Source organism: Streptomyces sp. NPDC127114, assembly GCF_042677525.1.
Classification (GTDB): domain Bacteria; phylum Actinomycetota; class Actinomycetes; order Streptomycetales; family Streptomycetaceae; genus Streptomyces.
The window spans coordinates 149,278-169,498 of the sequence record NZ_JBHXTJ010000002.1 but is presented as its reverse complement, the minus strand read 5'-3'; the positions used below and the strand labels follow the sequence as shown (position 1 = coordinate 169,498).

Sequence of the window (20,221 nt, the reverse complement as noted above, 5' to 3'; positions counted from 1 at the left end):
CCACCGGTCCCTCCCTCGTGGGTGGGCCGGTGGCACGGCGTGGGGCGTCAGCCCTTGTGGATCACGATCGAGCCGCCGGCGAGGGCGGTCGTCGGGTCGGCGTCCGGTGCCGCGCCGATCTGGTTGTCGTAGACGAGGGTGTCGTCCGCGGTCTTCCAGACCCGCATCCTGAAGGTGTCCGGCGTGCCGTCGGTCGCGGTCAGCATGAACGAGTAGCCGGCGCTGCCGTTGACGGTGCCCGTGCCCTTGTAGATCGCCTTGTCACCGGCGACCACCAGCCACTGGTAGTCGGCGGAGTGGAAGTTCAGGTTCCCCGCCTTGAACTGGAACTCCGTGCTGCCGGTGGGCACGCTCGCGCCCTTCTTGTACTTCGACACGAAGCCGAAGTTCGCGCGGCCCGTGGCCCCCGGGTCGGCCGGGTAGGCGCCGGCCGGCGAGGTGATCCAGCCGCCGCCGGTGACGAACCCGCCGTCGGGGTCGTACACGACGACGAAGCCGCAGTGCTGGGTGTCGGACCCGCCGTCGTCGTCCGTGACGGTGACGGCGATGTCGTAGATGCCCGCGGCCGCGTACTGGTGCGTGCTGCCCACCGGGGAGCTCACTCCGGGAGTCTCGGTGGTGGTGCCGTCGCCCCACGCCACCGACATCGTGTGGGTGTCGAGGGTGCCCGGGTCGGTGAACGTACCGGAGAAGGCGACGTCCGTGCCGACCGCGTGGGGGTCGACCGGGCAGGTGGTCAGGGTGAGGTCGGGGGCGACGTTCTTCACGGCGACGGTCGTGGAGTCGTCGTCCGTGAGGCCGTTGTCGTCGGTCACGGTGAGCGTCACGGCGTCGCTGCCGTCGTCGAGGCCGTTGTACGTGGCCACGGGCGCGGACGCGTTGGTCAGTGAGCCGATGCCGGCGTCCGCGCCGCTCCAGGCGTACGAGACGACGCTGCCGTCCGGGTCGTGGCTGGCGGAGCCGTCGAGCGCGACCGCTGAGCCCTCGTCCACGGTCCTGTCGGGCCCGGCGTCCGCGACGGGCGGCAGGCAGTTGACGGTGACGACGACCTTGGGGAAGGTCACGGAGGCGTTCTGGTCGTCGTGGTAGACGACGGACTTGTTCACGTCCAGCGGCCCGCAGGGGGCGCCGCGGTGCTTCACCTGGTAGGTGATCTCCAGGTTCTCGTCCCCGAGTTCGGCCCGGGACCAGGTGAATCCGTCCGCGGTGACGTTGTTCACGGCCGATCCGGCGAGGCCGGCCGTCACCGTGCCGGGCACGAGCTCCCAGGGCGTGTCGAGCGTGACGGCGATGGACGGGTGGGTGGCGCCGGGCACCACGACCGCCTCCACGATCTGCTTCAGGAGGGTGTCGAGGCTGCCGAAGTCACCGGCCGAGAAGGTGTTGTCGGAGCCGGGGCCGCTGGCGATGACCTCCAGCGTGGCCTGCTGGATCCCGCCACCGACGCCCACGGCGAGAACGGTGGCCTTGGCCTGCAGGGCCGCCGCCTCGGCGGCCGTGTTGCCGCTGGTCGGCTGGCCGTCGGTGATGACGATCACCAGCTGGTTGCGGGCGGGATCGTCGGGACCCATCACGGCGTTGGCCTCGGCCAGGCCGCAGGCGATGCAGGTGCCGGTGTTCTGCTTGGGATTGGTGTCGATGGCGTTCAGGACGGCGTCCTTGTCGCCGCTGAGCGCGCTGACGGGCGGTGTCACGCCGTCGGCGAAGCCGACGACGCCGAACCTGCCGCCGTTGGTGAAAAGACCGTGGGCCGCCACGCCGTTGACCACGCTCTTGGCGAAGTCCTTCAGCTGGCCCCACTCGGTGCCGTCGATGCTGCCGGACTCGTCGAGGACGAGCACCAGGTCGGTCGGTGTCGACTGGGTGCTGGACTCGCCGTCGAGTCTCAGCTTCACGGTGGAGGTGCCGTACCGTGCGACGGCCGTGGGAAGGGCCGAGGCGTCGGGCACGGGCGCCGCCGAGGCGCCGGGCGCCAGGGCGACCAGGCCGGTCAGGGCGAGGGCAAGGACCGCGAGTCCGGCCAGGAGCGCCCGTACGGGCATGGGCATGCGCAGACGCGTCGATAACGCGTGCATCGATTCCCCCTAGGAATCCCCGCGGCGGGACGGGCACGCCGATGTCCCCGTCTCCGCCGGTGTCCGAGCACGGAGAGTGCCGAATTGTGTTCTTTACGTCAAGGGATTGTGCAGATCGGACGTGTGTACGTATCCGTGTGCGCGTCGCCCGGGTCGGCGATGATGGAGCCATCACCCGTGACGAGCACGCGAGGAGCGACGGAGATGCCCACTTCCGGGTCCGTGCCGAGGCCGCCGACGATCGCCGATGTCGCCCGCGCCGCCGGGGTGTCGCGGACGACGGTCTCCCACGCGCTCAACGGGATCGGCAAGGTCGATCCGCGGACCCGGGAGCGCGTCAAGCACGTGGCCGCCGAGCTGGGTTACCGGCCCAACCTGCGGGCGCAGCGTCTGCGGCGCGGGCAGGCCAGGGTCATCGCGCTCGCCTCGTCCATGCCGGTCGCGGTGGCGGGCGGGCCTTCGCGGCTCGGCTTCTACATGGAGATCGCCGCCGCCGTCGCGGAGAGCGCGCTGCTGCACGACTACGCGCTCGTGCTGGTGCCGCCCGTGCGGTCCGGTTCCGGTCTGGACTCCGTCGACATCGACGGGGCCATCGTCGTCGAACCCGACGTGAACGACGCGGCGGCGGCGCATCTGAAGCAGCGCGGGCTGCCGTACGTCACCCTGGGCAGGCCCGTGTCGCCGGAGGAGGCGGCGCCCTACGTCGACCTGCGCGGCGAGCTCGTCGCCGAGAAGCTGTTCTCCCACCTGCACGAGCAGGGTGCCAGGCGGCCGGCGCTGATGATCGGGTCGGGGGAGCGGCACTCGTCGGTCGACGCCCGCGCCGCGTACGAGCGGATCGCCGAGGCGTACGGCTGGCCGCCGACCGTGGTGACCGCACCCGAGGCGGGCGGGGAGGAGGCCGGTTACCGGAGCTGCGCGGAGCTGCTCGCCCGGCACCCGGAGACCGACGCCGTCTGCGGGCTGGTGGACGCGTTCGCCGTCGGGGCGGTCCGCGCGATCCGGGACAGCGGGCGCGCCGTACCGGACGACGTCATGGTCGTCACCCGGTACGACGGCCTGCGGGCACGGACCTGCGAACCGCCGCTCACGGCCGTCGACCTCCACCTGGACCGGGCGGCGTCCGACGCGGTCGAACTGCTCCTCGGACGGCTGCGCGGCGACGTGGCCGCCGACGAGGCGGTCACGTCGCCCGAGCCGCGGGTGATTCCGCGCGCGTCGTCGCTGAGGATCACAGCCCCAGTATGAGGAGCAGCCCGGAGACCAGCGCGAACCCGAGCACGGACAGACGCATCCTGCGGGCGTCCAGCCGGTCGTGCACCAGGCGGCTCAGCCACGCGCCGGCGGCGACGGCCGGCAGGAGCAGCACCGCCCGGCCGAGGTCCCCGGGATCACCCTGCCCGGTGGTGAACAGCAGGACCAGGGAGGCCACTTCCCCCACGAGGAAGCAGGCGGCGACGGTGGAGCGCAGCTCCGCCGGCGGCCGGTGCTGATAGACCAGCGCGAGCGGCGGACCCCCGACTCCGGTGGCCGTCTCCGTCAGCCCGGTCATCGCGCCCGCCGCGACGTAGGCGGCCCGGCCGGGGGCGAACGCGGGGGCCGCGAGGCTGAGGCCCGCCGCCAGGACGGTGGCGACGCCCACGAACAGGCCGAGGCTGCGGTCCGGGATCAGCCAGAGCAGGGCCAGTCCGCCGGGGGTGGCGGCGAGCCGCGCCGCGCTGATCCAGCCGGCCCCGCGCAGGTCGAGCGAGGCCCGCTCGCGCCAGGCGACGTACGCGTTGAGCGGGATCATCGACGCCAGGACGAACACGGGGAGCATCCCGGGGTCCAGGATCCCGGCCACGGGTGCGACGATCAGCGCGAAGCCGAGTCCGCTGCCGCCCTGGACGAACGCCGCGACGGCCACGGTGACGGCGAGGACGGCGAGTTCCTGCGTGCTCACCGCGCGGCGCTCCGTCCGCGTGCCGCGACGGAGGTGTGGTGCACCCGGGTGATGGCGGCCTTCGACACGGCGGTGCGGGCCAGTTCGGCGGCTCGCCGTACCAGCGCGGGGCCGTCCCAGGACGTGGGCCGGCCGCGCCAGAGCCGCATCCTGCCTCCGACGAACACCGCGGTGATCTGGTCGCGGTTGCCGCGCCGCACCAGCTCCCACGGCAGGTCCCAGGAGAGGGCGAGTTCGGGGTTGGTGACGTCGACGAGGAGGAAGTCGGCGGCCAGGCCCTCGGCGACGGTGCCGGTACGTGCCCGCAGGCCGACGGCGTCGGCGCTGCCGCGGGCGGCGTGTTCGAGCCACGTCCAGCCGGCGCCGCACGAGGAGTCGCCGCTGGCGAGGCCGTACGCGATCCGCTGGGCGAACTCGGCCGCCTCGGCGAGACGGAATCCGTCGCCACGGGTTCCGTCGGTGCCGAGGCCGAAGCGGATGCCGCGCTCGGCCATGGCCAGGGCGGGAGCCACCGCGTTCCCCTTCCACGCGCTGGCGACGGGGTTGTAGCTGACGGCGGTTCCGGTGTCGGCGAGGAGGGTCAGCTCGCGGGGCGTGAGCATGGTGGCGTGCGCGGCGAGCAGGTGCGGGCCGAGCGCGCCGACGCGGTGCAGGTGTTCGAGCGGCCGCAGGCCGTGCCGCAGCAGAGAGCGTTCGACACTCGCCAGGTGCTCGTTGACGTGGATCTGGACGGTGGCTCCCGCCTCCGCGGCGAGACGGGCGACGTGTGCCAGGGTCGAGTCGGTCGCCGCCTCGGGGACGGACACGGCGAGCGAGGGGTGGACGAGCGGGTCGCCGGCGTACCGGGCGAGGTGCCGTTCCGCCCGGTCGGGGACGGAGCGGACGCCGGTGGCGTGCTCCCCCTGGTCGGCGTCGTCGCAGACGAGCCCGAGCACGCAGCGGATTCCGGCGTCGCGGGCGGCGGAGGCGACGACGTCGACGTCCACGCCGGCCCGCGTGCCGGCGTCGGCGACCGTGGTGAAGCCGCCGCGCAGGGCCTCGTACGCCGCCAACTTGGCCGCCACGTACGCGGATTCCTCGTCCAGTGCGCCCTCCAGCGGCACCCACACCCGCCGGAAGATCTCGGACGGCTCCCCGAAGGCGAGCGCGGAGCCGAAGCTCTGCGTGAGGTGGTGGTGGGCGTCGACGAAGCCGGGCATCAGGAGATGGCCGGGCAGCCGTGTCCCGTCGAGGTGGGGATGCGCGTGCCGGAGCCGGTCGACGGGGCCGACGGCACGGAACGCGCCGTCGGCGACGACCACCCCGAAGCCGTCGGCAGGCCCTTCGGGCAGCAGGACGGCGTCCGGTACGAGGAGGAGCGGGCCGGGCCCGTCGAGGAGCTCGGGGACGATCGGGTTCATCGGTCACTTTCCGTGCGGCCGGCGGCCAGGCGGGCGACGACGCCCGGCCTGACGTGGTGGAAGAGGACGTTGAGGACGGCGGCGACGAACGCGCCGACGGCGACGCCGCTCTCGAGGAGGATGCGGAGGTTCGGCGGGAAGCCCGCGTACACGCCCGGGACGAGGATCGGCAGCAGGCCGAGCGCGAGGGCCACGGCGCAGACGAAGGTGTTCGTGTGCCGGTCGAGGTCGGAGCGGCCGAGCATCTGGATGCCGAGCACGGTGATGACCGCGAAGACGACCATGGCGGTGCCTCCGATGACCGCCGGCGGTATGACACTGATGGCGCGGGTCACGGGGGCGAGGAAGCCGATGGCGACGAGGACCACGCCGGCCGCGGCGGTGACGAAGCGGCTGCGGACGCCGGTGACGCGGACGATCCCGATGTTCTCGCCGCTCGTCACCATCAGCGGCAGTCCGAAGAACCCGCCGAACAGGGAGGTGAGCGCGTCGCCGCGGATGGTCCGGGGGACCGTGGTGCGCGGGTCGACGTCCTTGCCGACGGCCTCGGCGTTGATCACGGTCTGGCCGGTGGCCTCCGCCATGGAGGCGAGGCAGTAGAGCATCAGCGGCAGTGCGGCGAGGAGGTTGAACTCGGGCGAGCCGAACGGCATCAGGTGCGGCAGGCTGACCAGTCCGCCTTCCACGGCGTGGCCGGCGCCGACGTGGCCCAGCACCGCGGCCAGCGTGGTGCCCGCCAGAAGCCCCAGCATGACCGCGAGTTGGCGCAGGATCCCGGTGAACAGCAGGTAGAAGACGACGGTGAAGCCGATCGTCGCCACGCCGAGCCCCAGGTTCGTGGCGTCGCCGAAGCCCGGTGCGCCGGGACGGCCGGTGACCAGTACGGCGCCGACCTTCACGAGGTTGACGCCGACGATGACGATCATCGTGCCGATGACGAGGGCCGGGAAGAAGGCGAGCAGCCGCGAGAAGACCGGCAGGACGAGGAAGGCGAACACGGCGGTCAGGACGACCGCGCCGGAGGCCGTGCGCAGGCCGTGCTGCTCGGCGATCGAGAGGAAGAGGATGAGCGGCGCGCCGCCCGGCAGCATCACGAAGGGCAGCCGGGGCCCGAACCTCCACGGCCCCAGCGACTGGATCAGGGATCCGACTCCGCAGAGCACGAAGGCCGCGGAGAGCAGGTCGACGGTCAGGCCGGCGTCGAGGTGGAGGGTGGCGCTCATCAGGAAGATCGCCGAGATCGGCGTGGCGGCCATGACGAGGACGTGCTGGATTCCGAAGAGGAGGATCCGGCCCCACGGGCGGGACTCGTCGACGGGATGGACCTCCGCGGGTCCGGCGGGCTCCGCCGCGGGCGGCTGGTCCGTACCGGGGAGGGTCGGGCGGGGACTGGACACGTTCGAGCTCCGATCGGCGTGCGACACGTACGGGTTCGGCTGCGGTCCGGCCCTGGACGGGGAGCAGGACGAGGTGACACATCGAGTGGCCAAATCGATTTGGCCGTCAGTATGTGAGGGCACCCCAGGCCCGTCAAGGGTTCGCGCAGGGATGTGGTGACCGAGTGGCCGGCCGTACCGCGAGCGGGAAGGGGGCAACGAAATCCGCAGTCGAGGCGGTCGGTTCCCATGGAATCAAGAGTTACCGAAGGGTTTTGGTTAAAAAACCATGGGCCGCTGGCTTGCGTGCTGAGGTGCCCGTCCGCCAGGATCTGTGTCTGGCCCGGGCCGTGAGCCCCGGCCCCTCACGCCTCCATGTCTGGACGCCTGGCCGCGCACCGGCAACCCCGTGCCGCCAGCCGGTGAACCGCCTGATCCGCGCGGCCGCCCGGACCCCTTTCGCAGCTCTCCGCGCGACGCGACGTCGCGCCCCCTCTCATTCACCTACCCTCAAGGCAAGGCAGAGATGGCACCACTGGCCTCGCGCCGACGACCCCTCACCACCCCGCATCCGGTGGACGAGGTACTTCCGCTCCCCGCCCTCGCGCTCTACGGCTTCCAGCACGTCCTGGCCTTCTACGCCGGTGCGGTGCTCGTACCGGTGATCCTGGGCAACAGCCTCGGCCTTTCCCGGCAGGAGCTCGTCTACCTCATCAACGCCGACCTGGTCACCGCCGGGATCGCCACCATCGTCCAGGCGTGGGGCTTCTGGCGGATCGGTGCCCGGCTGCCGCTCGTCCAGGGCGCGACCTTCACCGCGGTCTCACCCATGATCGCCATCGGTCAGGGCGCGGGCGGCGGCACCGCCGGTCTCCTCGTGGTGTACGGCGCCGTCATCACCGGTGGTGTGGCCGCCTTCCTCTTCGCCCCCTTCGCCGGGCGGCTGACCGCGTACTTCCCGCCGGTCGTCACCGGCACCCTCCTCACCGTCATCGGCATCGTCCTCATCCCGGTGGCCCTCGAGGACGTCGGCGGCGGCTCGGCGCTCGTCGGCGGACCCCACTACGGGGACCCGGCCAACCTCGCGTACGCGGGGGGCACCCTCCTGTTCATCCTGCTGGTGGTGCGGTTCGGCGGTCCGGCCCTGCGCGGCATCGCGATCCTGCTCGGACTGGTCGGAGGAACTGCCGTCGCCTGGCTGCTCGGCGACGCCGACCTCGGGGCGGTCGGCCAGGCCGACTGGCTCGGCGTCAGCACGCCCTTCCACTACGGCCTGCCGCACTTCTCGGTCTTCCCCATGCTGGCGATGGTCGTCGTCATGCTCATCACCATGGTGGAGACGACGGGAGACGTGTACGCCATGGGCGAGATCACCGGACGGAAGGTCGACGGCGACACGGTCAGCCGCGCGCTGCGCGCCGACGGCATCGCCACCGTGCTGGGCGGGGTGTTCAACTCCTTCCCGTACGTGGCGTTCGCCGAGAACATCGGCCTGGTCCGCATCTCCCGCGTCACCAGCCGGTTCGTCGTCGTCGCGGCCGGCGTCTTCATGATCCTCATCGGCCTGGTGCCGAAGGCGGGAGCGGTGGTGGCCTCCGTCCCGCATCCCGTGCTCGGCGCGGCGGCCGTCGCGATGTTCGGCATGGTCGCCACCGTCGGCATCCAGATCCTCGGCAAGGTCGACCTGCGGGAGGAACGCAACGCCGTCATCCTGGCCGTCAGTCTCGGCGCCGCGATGCTCCCGACGGCCGTCGAGCCCTTCTTCGAGCGGATGCCGACCGAGGTGCGGGCCGTCCTGGGCAGCGGCATCACGCTCGGCACGCTGACGGCGGTGCTGCTGAACCTGTTCTTCCACGTCTTCGAGAGCCGCCGGAAACGGGAGGTCATCGACTGGGACGGGCTCGCCGCGTACGACCAAGGGACGGGCACGCAGACCGCCACGGCCCGCTGACCTTCCCGCTCCGCCGGGCCCGGCACCCCGCGGCCCGGCCCCCTGAGGTGATCCGCAGTGTCCACACCCCCGTTCTCCCCCACACAGGCCCGGGCGGCCCGTCTCCGCATCGGCCTGACGCATGAACAGACAGCCCTCGGCATGGCGCAGTTGGGCCTGCACCGCCCGGTTGCGGCCCTCGTCGCCTGGGAGTCGGGGGCGGTGGCGCCTTCGGAAGACGAACTCTTCGCCCTGGCCGACGCGTTGTGGTGTCCCGTGCCGGTGCTGATGGACCTGACGCCGAGGTCTCTTCGCGAGCACCGCCTCGCCCGGCGGTTCAGCGCCGAGCGGCTGGCCCGGCGCATCGGCATGGACGTACGCGACTACGCCCGCGCCGAGAGCGACCACCGCTGGAACGGAACCGACCGCCAGACCCTGCTGCTCGCTGACGCCCTCGGCCTTGAACCGGGCGAACTGCTGCGGGTCATCGGCCGGGCCGGCGACCTCGACGCCCGCCTCCGCCAGGCCGTCGAAGGCCGGTGGAAGCAGCACGCCGCCCCGCTCGCACGGCACGTCGGCGCCCCCGAGCGCACGGTCGCGCGGGCGCTGCGCACCCTGCACCAGGAGTACGCCCGTTTCAACGAGCGCTACATGGGCCATCTCGTGGCCCGCAGCGACGACGAGCGGCTGAAGGAGATCGCCAGGGAGCGGACCGAGTGGCTGCACGGCCTGTCGGACCGTTTCCTCCACCTCGTCGCCGGTGACGGCCGGGCCTGACGTCACGATCCGCGTGGCCCCCGGCCCGACCGCGCGATCCGCGCGGCGGTGGGCCGCGAGCAGCGGCTCCTACGGGCTGAGGCGGCGCATTTCCCGGGCGCCGCCACCCCGTTGGCGCGGGCGCCGGCGCGGTGGGCGAACGGGTCCGGCGGCGCTCGGCCGGACGGGCTCGCCCGGGCGCCGCGCGCGAGGGATCCTGGAGACATGGTCCGAGTCAACGACCAGGTCGAGGCGCTGCTCCAGGAGTACGCCGACCTGATCGCGATCCGGGGAGGGGAGGCCTTCAAGGCGCGTGCCTACGAGAAGGCCGCACGTGCTGTCGGCGGCCATCCGCAGGACGTCTCGACCCTGGACGCGAAGGGACTGCGCGAGATCCCGAACGTGGGGAAGTCCGTCGCCGACAAGATCCTCGAATACCTGCGGACCGGTCGCATGTCCGTCGTCGAGGAGGCCCGGACGTCCGTGCCGGCCGGAGTGCGCGAGCTGATCACCATCCCGGGTCTCGGGCCCCGCAAGGCCATGGTCCTGTACGAGGACCTGGGCGTCACCACCGTCGACCAGCTGGTCGACGCCATCCGCCGGGAACGGCTGCGCGACCTGAAGGGCTTCGGGCAGCGGACCGAGGAGAACATCCTGCGCGGCATCTCCGCCCTGCAGAAGGCAGGCGAGGGCCGGATCCTCGTCAGCGCCGCCCTGGACGTCGCCGAGCAGCTCGTCGCGGAGCTGTCGGACCTCCGCGGCTGCGTCCGGTGCACGTACGCGGGATCCCTGCGCCGCATGAAGGAGACCATCGGCGACATCGACATCCTGGTGGCGGCGCGCCGGTCGGCCCCGTTCATGGACGCCCTCGCCGCCCTTCCGCACACCGCCGAGGTGATCGCGCACGGGGCGAAGAAGACCTCCGTACGGACCGACACCGGCCTCCAGGTGGACCTGCGGGTCCTTCCCCCGGCGTCCTGGGGTGCGGGACTGCAGTACTTCACCGGCTCCAAGGCGCACAACATCCGCACGCGCGAGATCGCGGTGCGCCACGGCCTCAAGCTGTCCGAGTACGGGCTCTTCGACGCCGAGAGCGGCGAGACCCTCGCCTCCGAGACGGAAGAAGCGGTCTACGAGAGGCTCGGACTGCCCTGGATCCCGCCGACGCTGCGTGAGGACCGCGGCGAGATCGCGGCCGGGCTGCGCGGCGAACTCCCCGAACTCGTGACGGAGAAGGACGTCCGGGGCGACCTGCACACCCACACCGACCTCACCGACGGCCTGGCCCCGCTGGAGGACATGATCGCCGCGGCGGCCGCCCGCGGCTACGCCTACTACGCCGTCACCGACCACGCCCCGAACCTGTACATGCAGCGCATGACCGACGAGAAGATCCTCGCCCAGCGCGCGCGGGTCCGGGCACTCGACGGGGCGCACCACGGGATGCGGCTGCTGCACGGCACGGAACTCAACATCGGCCCGGACGGCTCCCTGGACTGGCCCGACGCGTTCCTCGCGGACTTCGACATCTGCGTGGCCTCGGTCCACTCGCACTTCACCCAGAGCAGGAGCGAACTCACCCGCCGTCTCGTCCGCGCCTGCGAGAACCCGCACGTGGCCGTCATCGGCCATCCCACGACCCGTCGGATCGGCAAACGCCCGGGCATCGACGCCGACTTCGACGAGGTCTTCGCGGCCTGCGCCCGAACGGGCACCGCCCTGGAGATCAACGCGCATCCCGAGCGGCTCGACCTGCGCGACGAGGACATCCTGCGGGCGAAGCGGTACGGCGTGAAGTTCGCCGTGGACTCGGACGCGCACTCCACCACGCACCTGCCGTACATGCGCTACGGCGTGGCCATGGCCCAGCGCGGCTGGCTGACCACGGACGACGTCATCAACACCTGGCCGCTGACGAGGCTGCGCCGGTTCCTGGCGAAGAAGGGCCCGCACCGGACAGGCACCTGAAGCGCTGCCCGCCGCTTCCCCCACGTCCGGCGCGGCCGACGGGGCGTCCCGCACCGATCACGGAACGGCCTCTGCCGCGCCGGGCGCCGTGTGCCCGGCGCACGCGCGTTCGGTTAACCTGGCTGCGCCGGGCGGGCCCGGCTCGGTGCCCCTGCCGGATGACGGTGCCGCCGCGCTGGAAAGGCGGGAGACCGCACGGGCAGAGGCGGATCACAGGCGAGAGACGGAGATCGGGCGAGGCATCGTGGATAAGGTCCTGCTCACCGCCGCCGCTCTGTATGTGATCGTTCTGCTCCGGGCCGGAGGCACGTTCGCCGTCGGGTGGCTCGCCGCGGCCGGCGCCCGGCGCAGCAGGTTCGCCGGGCGGATCTCCTCGGCCAGGTTCCGGCGCGCCGAGCGGGCGATCCAGCGGTGGGGCGCGCCCGTGGTGGCCGTCTCCTTCCTGACCGTCGGCTTCCAGACCGCCGCCAATTTCCTCGCGGGCAGCATGCGCATGCCCCTGACCCGCTACCTCCCCGCGCTGTTCCTCGGCGGAGCGGCCTGGGCGCTGCTCTACGCGACCGCCGGCCTGGGCGCGCTCGAAGTGCTGGGAAGGCTGTTCGCCGAGCGGACGGCACTCGGGGTGGCCGCGGTCGCCGCCCTCCTCCTCGCGGTGTGCGGCGTGGTGGTCCACCGCAGGAGGAGGGCCGCCGAGTCGCCCCGCGACACCGCGGCCGAGGAGTCCTGAGCCCACCCTCGCCGCGTGGCGCAGCACGGCCGGGATGCCCCGCCCCCTGAACTATCTTGGGCAGCAGCGAGTCGAGAGGGAGGCACCCCGTGTCATCTGGCCAGCAGGCGCGTGCGCAGGCAGCCGCGATCACGCCGGGCAGGCGGTCGGAGGAGGCGGAGACGGCTTCTGCCGCTTCTCCCGCCGAGCGGATGCGGGAGCTCTTCGGCGGCCACCGGCTGTCTCCCGCCCAGCGGCGGATCGCCCAGTTCCTGACCGACCACCTCACCGAGGCCGCGTTCCTGTCGATCACCGAGCTCGCGGAGCGGGTGGGCGTCAGCCAGCCGTCCGTGACCCGATTCGCCGCGTCGTTGGGGTTCAGCGGCTATCCCGCGCTCCGGGAGGCCCTGCAGCCCATCGCGCTCAGCGCGGTCGCCGGGGCCGCGGACGACCGCGAGGGACGGCTCCACAACGAGATCCAGGCGGCCGTCGACGCCGAGATCGAGAACCTGATGTCCCTGCGGCGGGTGTTCGCCGACCCCGACCGGATCCTCCACGTCGGCCGCGAACTGGCCCGGTCCGTGCCGCTGACCGTGCTCGGCCTGCGGATCTCGGTCTCCCTCGCCGAGTACTTCGCGTACGCCGCGCGGCGCATCCACCCGGACGTCCGGGTGGTGACGCGCGGCGGCAGCGTCGCCTACGACACCCTGCTCCAGGCGCGTGAGGCGGGCGGGACGTGGGTGCTGGCCTTCGCGATGCCCCGGCACGCCAAGGAGACCCTGGCCGCCCTCAGGGCCGCCCGCGGCGCGGGCCTGCGCGTCGCGCTGATCACCGACCTGGCGCTCGGGCCGCTCGTCGACGAGGCCGACGTGGTGTTCACCGCGGGCACCGGATCCCGGCTGGTCTTCGACTCGTACGCGGCGCCCGGGGTGCTCTCCTCGGCCATTCTCCAGGCCATGGCGGACGCGGACCCGGAGCGGACGCAGCTGCGGCTGGAGAAGTACGAGCAGGCCGCGGAACAGCACGCCTTCTTCCTGGACGAGTAGTCAGGAGGAAGCGGGAGAGCGGGGCGCGGAGAGCGTTTTCACGCCCGCGAGCTGCATGAAAATTTTCATTCTCTTGCTTTCTCTTCAGAAAGTATATTTACTGAAGGCGCCCCCACGGGCCCGAACAAACACTGCAGGGCTGCCCCCTCCTCCTCAGACGGCCCTCGTGTTTCAACGGCGCGGACCGCGCCTCGCGCGGTCGGCACTGTGGCGGCTCCGGTCAACCCCTGGGCCGGAGCCGCCACACCTCACTCCGCCGGTCCGGACCCGTAGTCCTCGACCAGGGTGGCCAGGAGCTCCCGCAGCGCCTCCGCACGCCGCCGGTCCTCGCGCTGGGTCCTCAGTGCTTCGTCGGTGGCGCGCAAGAGGGCCAGCGCGGCCGGGTCGCCGTCCATGACCAGATCGAGCACCGGGTCGGTGATCAGGTCCAGGCACGCCGTGAACAGGCGCCGGGTGGCGGCTGCCGGCGGCTCGTCGTCGGGCGCGCCGAACCACGGCGTCACATGACGGACGGGATCCGACAGGCTCCAGCCGACCACGGCGCCGTGCTGCACCAGGAGCGCCACGTCCGGGGCGATGCCGATCCGCGCCTCCAGGGGCTCGTCGAGCACGTCGAGGTCACGCAGCCCGGTCAGGACGGCGTCCCCCGGCGCCCGGCACAGCACCGCGCACGTCTCCAGGCGGAAGTCCCGGGCCTCGTCCGCGACGAGGCCCCCGGGGCGTACCTCGGGCGTCTCCGGGACACGGGCCGCGTCCTCGGCCGAGGCGGACTCCGGCGGAAGCTGGAACCCGACTGCCGCCAGCCGCCGCCCCGCGGGCTCGAAGCGGACCTCGTCGGGCGTGTCCCACAGCCACGCCCCGCTGCCGAACGTCTCCGTGCCGAACCGCTCCCGCTCCGCCTTGCCCACGGCCGGGCCGACCTGGACCGACCCGCCTTCGAACCGGGGCGCGAGGGCCAGCGGGGTGTCCGTCACCGTCGCCGTCCAGCCGTCGTCGCCCAGCGTCACCCTCATGCCCGTACCCACCTCGTCCGTCCGCTGCCTCACGTGCCGCCTCACTCGCCGCCCTGCCCGGTGTCCTACTTGATCTGCACCGCGGGCGGCATGAAGCCGTTCTTGCCCGGAATCCTGCCCTCCACGATGTCCTCGTGGGTGATCGGCCGGCCGGCGTCCGTGGCCTTGGCCCCGTTGCCGACCGCCGTCGCCCCCGATTCGCCCAGGACACCGGACGGACCGTACGCGGTGATGGCCTGGCCCGCCTCCGAGCCGACGCCCTTGGTCACGACCACGTCGTCGCCCTGGCGGAAGATGAGGTTCCCGGCGCCGCCCGTCGACCGGTAGACGGCGTCCGGGTTCTTCAGGATCTCCAGGACCCGCTCGTCGCTGAAGCCGTGCATCGTGTCGCCGTGGTAGTCCGGATGCTTCCGGAAGCGGCCGTCGGCCGCCCGGTCGATGACGTTGTCGGCCGCCTTGACCGCCCGCTGCCTGGCCTTCTCCTCAGGGCACTTGGGCGCGAGGCCCAGCGGGTCGCACCCGGTGGCCGGGTTGTCGACGTAGGCGACGGGGTTCGGCGCGGGCGCCAGGCCCAGCGGGTCGGGGGAGGCGTAGCGGCCGGTCTCGGGGTCGTAGTGCCGGAAGTGGTTGTGGTGGAGACCGGTCTCGGGGTCGTAGTACTGGCCGGGGAAGCGCAGCGGGGTGTACGCGCTGCTGTCCCGGGCCCAGGCCGTGGTGCCCCAGAGCGTGCTGCGGGTGTGCCAGGCGACGGCGCCCGACTCGTCGATCAGCTCGGTCGGCGTGCCGACGAGGTCGGTGGCGATGGCGAAGAAGCGCCGGTCGATCTCCTCCTGCCGGCTGTCGGCCGTGAGGATCCGCTCGGTCTGTGTCAGCGGCACGACGTCCCGGTGGTCCCAGGTCAGGGCGACCGTGTGCGGGTCCTCTGGCCGGTGGCTGGTCTGCTCGCACAGGGTGAGGCCGTCCCAGGTGAACCGGACCTCCTCGACCACGCCCTCGCCGTCCGCCGCCAGGCGCTGCTTCGCGGTGCGGCGGCCCAGCGGGTCGTAGCGGTAGCGCCACCGGGTGCCGTCGGGCGTGGTGACGGAGGTGAGGCGGTTCTCGGTGTCCCACGCGTAGCGCCAGGTGTCGGGCCTGCGGGACAGCCGGGTCTTCTGCCGCAGCACGATCCGCCCGAGCGCGTCGTGCTCGAAGCGGACCCCGCCGGCGCGGGTGATCCGGGTGCCGGAGTAGGCGCGCTCGCCGACGGCCTCGCCGCCCGGGTGCCGGTCCGGCCAGGACGCCGAGGTCTGGTTGCCGGCCGCGTCGTACGCGTACCGCTCGGTCCAGCCCTGGGCGTGGACGGCCGTGACCCGCCCCAGCGGGTCGAGGTCGTAGGTGCGGGTGCCGGAGAGCCGGTCGGCGACCGAGACCAGCCGGCCGTCGGCGCGATAGCCGTACGCGCGGCCGAGCACCGTCCGGGATCCGGCGGTGACGTGCTGGGCGGCGAGCCGGCCGGCCTCGTCCCAGGACGAGGTCAGTGTCAGCGACTCCCCGAAGACCCGGGCGAGTTCGCGTCCCTCGGCGTCGTGGCGGAAGCCGATCTCCCGGCCGCCCGTGGTCAGCCGCGTCGGAAGACCGTCGTCGGCGTAGGCGTACGAGGTGACGTGGCCGGTCGGGGTGGTGCGCCGGACGCGCCGGCCGAGCTCGTCGTAGCGGTAGACCATCGGCCGGCCGTCCACCGACTCGGTCTTGACCCTGCCGCGGCGGTCGTACTGGTAGCGCAGCTCGCCGTCCGGGCCCACCGCCTCCAGGAGCCGGCCCGCCCGGTCGTACGCGTAGCTCGTCACCCGGCCGTCGACGTCCTTGCGGATCACCTGCCCGAGCTCGTCCCGTTCGAAGGCGATCCTCCCGCCGAGCGCGTCGGTCCGCTCGGCGATCCGGCCCTCGGCGTCCACGCGATAGGTCAGCTCACGCCCGTCGAAGTCGGTCTCGGAGACGATGTTGCCGACCGCGTCGTAGCGGTAGCTCCAGCTCAGGCCCTGGGCGTTGGTGACCCGGGTGAGCCGCAGGTCCCGGTCGTGCTCGAAGGTGTGGCGGGTGCCGTCGGGGCGGGTGGTGGCCAGCGGCAGGTCGAAGTGGGTGTACTCGTAGCGGGTGACACCGCCCGAGGCGTCGGTGTGCGTCAGGCAGTTGCCCTCGCCGTCGTACGTCCACGCCTCCGTGGCGCCGCCGGGACCGGTGCGGCGGGCGAGGTGCCCGTCGGCGCTCCACTCCAGCACGGTGACCCGGCCCGAGGGGTCGGTGACCCGGACCGGCCGGCCCAGGCCGTCGCGTTCCGTGCGCGTGGTGGCGCCGGTCGGGTCGGTCACCTCGACGGTCCGTCCCGCCGCGTCGCACACCACCCGGGTCGTGTTCCCGAGGGCGTCGGTGACCGAGGTGAGCCGGCCCGCCTCGTCGTAGGCGGAACGGGTCGTGTTCCCGGCCGGGTCGGTGACCGCCGTACGGTTGCCGCGCTCGTCGTACGCGTACGCCGTACGGGCTCCGTCCGGTCCCACGACCTCGACCGGAAGCCCGAACGGGCCGCGCATCACACGGAGTTCGGATCCGTCGGCGCGGACGGCCGAGACCATCCGGCCCTCCGCGTCGTACCCGAAGCCGGTGGTGTGGCCGAGCGGGTCGGTACGGGAGAGCAGGTTGCCGTCGGCGTCGTGGCGGTACCGCGTCGTGTGGCCGAGGGCGTCCGTGGTGGCCGCGATCCGGCAGCCCGGACCGATCAGATGCCGGGTGACCCGCCCGTCGGCGGTCGTCAGGAGCGTCGTCCGGTGGCCGGTCGCGGCGTCCGGTTCGCCGTACGCCAGGGTGATCTGGACATGCCCGGCCTCGCCGCCCTCGGCGACCACCCGGTCCCGGTCGTCGTAGACGTAGTCGTAGCGGTGGCCGTTGGAGTCGGTCCAGGCGACGACCCGGTGCCGCTCGTCGTACGCGAAGCTGGTGACGGCACCCGACGGCCGCGTCACCGTGGTCAGTTCGCCGCCCTCGTAGCCGTACGACATCAGCGGAACGGCCGCGCCGTCCGTGCCGTCCGCGCCAGGGCCGGTCAGGGTCAGGCCGGTGACCCGGCCGTCGGCCGTGGCCAGCCGCAGGGCGTGTCCGGCCGAGTGGACCAGGGCCAGGGGCAGACCGTCCTCGGCGCGCTCCACGGTGACCGTGTGCCCGTTGCGTTCGGAGAGCCCGGACAGCCAGGCGGTGCCGTCGCCGCCGGGCTCCGCGCCGCGCGGGGCGGCGAAGTGGCGCACCACGCCCGCGTCGGGATCGGTCAGCGCGTAGTCGCCGTCCGCGTCCCTGGCGAGCAGGGTCCGGCCCCGGCCTGAGCGGGAGCGCGTGGGGGCGCCGGGCACCGGATGCGGGTAGGTGATCAGGAGCCCGTCGGCGGTGACGTGGACGACGCCGACGGCGTCGACCTCGAGGCGCTCGTCGACGGTGGACGACCAGGCGCGCCCCAGGAAACGGCCGGTGGCCAGGCCTGACTCGGTGCGCCGGGTGAACAGCAGCGGCAGGATGCCCGGGATCTCGGCATCGGTGTACGGCAGGTACATCCGGCCCGTGGCCAGGTCCACCGGGTCCGTGCCGTCGTGGACGCGCTCGTGGTCGCCGCGGTCGTGGGTGCCGTCCGGGCTGTCGTCGACGAGCTTGCGCACCCGCGCCGCGTCCGCCGCCTCCTCCGCGATCCGCACGCCCTTCGCGGCGGCTCCGCCGCCACCGGTGGCGACCGTCAGCGCGATGTCCGGGATCAGCCGGCCGAACCCCTCGGCCGGGTCCTTCATGAAGTCCTTGACCATCTGGGTGCCGGTGCCGACCGGGTCGTTCACGGCGACCACCAGACCGGCGGCCAGGCTGTTGAGCGAGGTCGCGTACTCCGCCGGATGCGTCAGGTTGTACGGATCCATCGGGTTGACCGAGCGGACGAAGTTCAGGATGCCGGCCGTGCCCTTGATCAGGCCGCCGCCGACGTGGTCGCCCATGATCTGCATCTCTTCGTAGCCGTCGCGCACCTGCTCGGCGTACGAGGGCTTCTGCGGCGCCATGTCCCGGGCGGCGCGGATCGCCGAACGCGCGGTCTCGGCGGCGGAGTTCCGCTGCCGGCGCGCTTCGGCGAGGATGTCCTGCGCCTCCTTCATCAGCTTCTTGCCGGGGTCGTCGAAGGTCGCGGCGGGCTTCGGAGGCAGCGAGGAGGGGTCGCGCTTGTCGGCGGGCTGGGCGTTGTAGCGGTCGACGGCGCTGTTGTAGTCGTCGACCTTCTTCCGGTGGGCGTCGGCGGCGTCCTCGGAGGCCTTGACGCCCTGCTTCCACTTGTCGATGGCCGTCTGGGCCTCGCCCTGCGCCCACGTGACGGTGTCGGCGAACCGGTCGAGCGCGCCGATGGCCTTCGAGCAGGCGTCGGCGGCGGCCCACCACTTGGGCGGCTGGGTGCTCACGGCCTTCCGCAGCGCCTCGGCGGTCTCGCCCTTCAGCTGGGCGGAGTCCAGGCCCTTCAGGCCGTCGCCGGTGTCGTCGAAGGACAGCTGGAAGGCGCGGAGCCGGTCCGCGGTGGCGTTGATCTTGCCGGGGCTGCCGTAGATCAGCTTGGTCTTGTCCTCGGTCTGTCCGAGGTCCATCTCGTCGACCTCGGCGCCGAGCCGGTTGGCGACCGAGCGGGACTGCTCGCGCACCCAGTCCGCGCCCGACTCCCAGCCGACGTCCTCCAGCCGGTCCGCGGTCCAGTTGCCCGCGTCCTCGACGCGGTTGCCGACCCACTCGACGCCGTCCTCGACCGCGTCCTCGACCGCGTCCGGCGTGATGTCACTGATGAAGTCGCCGATCCCCACCGTCATTCACCTCCGGACCCGGCCTGCCGCTCCTGCTGCTTCGCGCGCTCCTCCGGCGACGGGCCGAACGTGTCGTCGAGCGCCTGGTTCCACTGGTCGTCGGACACGCCGAGGAGCTCGTTGAGGATCCGCGACTGCCGGCCGCCCTGGCCCTCCGTCATCACCGTGCGTCCGGTGTCCTTCCAGGTCTGCGCCATCTCCTGGCCGGCCTTCTCGAAGGACTCGGGACTCCAGTCCGGGTCCAGGTAGTCCGGCGTGAAGATCTCGCCCCAGTCCTGCTTGGCGATGTCCTCCTCGCTCGCGTGCGGATTGCCGCCCATGATCGAGTTGGCACCCACCTTGAGCGCCCCCGCGATGTACTGGTCGTGTTCCCACTGGGTGCCCGCCGCCAGGCCGAGCCGGTTGGCCAGCTGGCTCGCGTCCCGGACGAGGGCGCGCACGCCCCACTCCCAGCGCTCGCAGAAGTCCTCGAAGTCCACCGAGAGGCCGTGGTGCCCGGCCTCCATGCCGGTCATGGCGAGCTCCGAGAAGCCCTTGCCCATGACCGAGCCGGTGGCGCCGCCGAGGTCGCCGAGCTGGTCGATGGTCGCGCCGACGCCCTGGGTGAACCTGGCGACCGAGGCCTTGTCGAGCTGAAGGTCCGCGCCGTCACCGCTCATGACCGTCCCCCTCCGTCACCGGCCGGGCCTCCGCCCGGCCAGGGATCCGTCGACCGTCCGCCGGTCGACCGCGCATCCGCCGACCGTGGATCCGTCGCGCGCGGGTCCGTCGACCGTCCGTCCGCCGGCGTCCACGGCGACCGCGTCAGGGACGATGCCGACGACCGGCGGGAAGAACATCGAGCCGTCCTCGGTGGCGATGTCGACCGCGAGTCCCGCGGGTTCGCCCAGGGACGGCACGATCTCGTCGACGATCCGTGCCCCGAGGAGCGCCGCGTAGTCCATGGCCCGGTCGCCCGGCCCGTGCCGCAGGGCGAACCGGGCCAGCGCGGTCTCGTCGGTGAACCCGCAGATCCACCGCACGCCGCCGGCCCGCACCGACCAGAGACCGCCGTCGGCCACCGGCACGAGCAGGACCGAGCGGCGCATCTCGCCGACCAGCGCGCGAGGGTCGTCGCCACCCCTTCTCCGTTCGGCGATGCGCTCCGCGAGCGCCGCCGCCCCTG

At 72.8% G+C, this 20,221-nt stretch carries 13 protein-coding genes and 1 pseudogene; 6 read left to right on the top strand and 8 right to left on the bottom strand.

Annotated elements, in window-relative coordinates:
- Positions 1–47: 47 nt before the first annotated feature.
- Positions 48–2,075, bottom strand: coding sequence for a PKD domain-containing protein (locus tag ACFVGS_RS02895; protein ID WP_385689763.1), 2,028 nt, complete (start codon positions 2,073–2,075; stop codon positions 48–50).
- Positions 2,076–2,279: 204 nt separating this feature from the next.
- Between ACFVGS_RS02895 and ACFVGS_RS02890 the strand changes: the two genes are divergently transcribed.
- The gene (locus ACFVGS_RS02890; protein ID WP_384409879.1) at positions 2,280–3,323 is read left to right on the top strand and encodes a substrate-binding domain-containing protein; all 1,044 of its coding nucleotides are present in this window, start codon (positions 2,280–2,282) and stop codon (positions 3,321–3,323) included.
- Here ACFVGS_RS02890 and ACFVGS_RS02885 read toward each other — a convergent pair.
- From ACFVGS_RS02885 to ACFVGS_RS02875, 3 genes are read right to left on the bottom strand one after another with little or no spacing between them, the layout of a single operon-like run.
- Positions 3,307–4,017: a sulfite exporter TauE/SafE family protein gene (locus ACFVGS_RS02885; RefSeq protein ID WP_384409877.1), complete on the bottom strand. Its 711-nt coding sequence runs from the start codon at positions 4,015–4,017 to the stop codon at positions 3,307–3,309. The genes ACFVGS_RS02890 and ACFVGS_RS02885 overlap by 17 nt on opposite strands.
- Positions 4,014–5,417: an amidohydrolase family protein gene (locus ACFVGS_RS02880; RefSeq protein WP_385689761.1), complete on the bottom strand. Its 1,404-nt coding sequence runs from the start codon at positions 5,415–5,417 to the stop codon at positions 4,014–4,016. The genes ACFVGS_RS02885 and ACFVGS_RS02880 overlap by 4 nt, the downstream gene beginning before the upstream one ends.
- Positions 5,414–6,814, bottom strand: coding sequence for a uracil-xanthine permease family protein (locus ACFVGS_RS02875; protein WP_384409873.1), 1,401 nt, complete (start codon positions 6,812–6,814; stop codon positions 5,414–5,416). The genes ACFVGS_RS02880 and ACFVGS_RS02875 overlap by 4 nt, the downstream gene beginning before the upstream one ends.
- 505 nt (positions 6,815–7,319) lie before the next feature.
- Here ACFVGS_RS02875 and ACFVGS_RS02870 point away from each other — a divergent pair.
- From ACFVGS_RS02870 to ACFVGS_RS02850, 5 genes are all read left to right on the top strand, one after another.
- Entirely contained in the window at positions 7,320–8,744 is a 1,425-nt protein-coding gene (locus ACFVGS_RS02870) for a nucleobase:cation symporter-2 family protein (RefSeq protein ID WP_385689757.1), read from the top strand.
- Between the two features lie 57 nt (positions 8,745–8,801).
- Positions 8,802–9,500, top strand: coding sequence for a helix-turn-helix transcriptional regulator (locus ACFVGS_RS02865; RefSeq protein ID WP_385689754.1), 699 nt, complete (start codon positions 8,802–8,804; stop codon positions 9,498–9,500).
- Positions 9,501–9,704: 204 nt separating this feature from the next.
- A complete protein-coding gene (gene polX, locus ACFVGS_RS02860) occupies positions 9,705–11,447 on the top strand; it encodes a DNA polymerase/3'-5' exonuclease PolX (RefSeq protein WP_384409867.1) in 1,743 nt (580 codons plus the stop codon).
- A 244-nt stretch (positions 11,448–11,691) separates the two neighbouring features.
- Positions 11,692–12,174 carry a DedA family protein gene (locus tag ACFVGS_RS02855; protein ID WP_384409865.1) on the top strand — a complete coding sequence of 161 codons (483 nt, stop codon included), beginning with the start codon at positions 11,692–11,694 and terminating at the stop codon, positions 12,172–12,174.
- An 89-nt stretch (positions 12,175–12,263) separates the two neighbouring features.
- On the top strand, positions 12,264–13,199 hold the full coding sequence (locus tag ACFVGS_RS02850) for a MurR/RpiR family transcriptional regulator (RefSeq protein ID WP_385689750.1): 936 nt from the start codon (positions 12,264–12,266) through the stop codon (positions 13,197–13,199).
- A gap of 248 nt (positions 13,200–13,447) precedes the next feature.
- Here ACFVGS_RS02850 and ACFVGS_RS02845 read toward each other — a convergent pair whose 3' ends face one another.
- The 4 genes and pseudogenes from ACFVGS_RS02845 to ACFVGS_RS02830 form a co-directional block, all read right to left on the bottom strand.
- The gene (locus ACFVGS_RS02845; protein WP_385689747.1) at positions 13,448–14,212 is read right to left on the bottom strand and encodes a hypothetical protein; all 765 of its coding nucleotides are present in this window, start codon (positions 14,210–14,212) and stop codon (positions 13,448–13,450) included.
- Positions 14,213–14,277: 65 nt separating this feature from the next.
- Positions 14,278–19,056, bottom strand: coding sequence for a putative T7SS-secreted protein (locus ACFVGS_RS02840; RefSeq protein WP_385690028.1), 4,779 nt, complete (start codon positions 19,054–19,056; stop codon positions 14,278–14,280).
- Positions 19,057–19,058: 2 nt separating this feature from the next.
- Entirely contained in the window at positions 19,059–19,715 is a 657-nt protein-coding gene (locus ACFVGS_RS02835; protein ID WP_385689744.1) for a hypothetical protein, read from the bottom strand.
- A 123-nt stretch (positions 19,716–19,838) separates the two neighbouring features.
- A pseudogene (locus ACFVGS_RS02830) lies at positions 19,839–20,144 on the bottom strand (hypothetical protein); the annotation flags it as partial.
- Between the last annotated feature and the right edge of the window lie 77 nt (positions 20,145–20,221).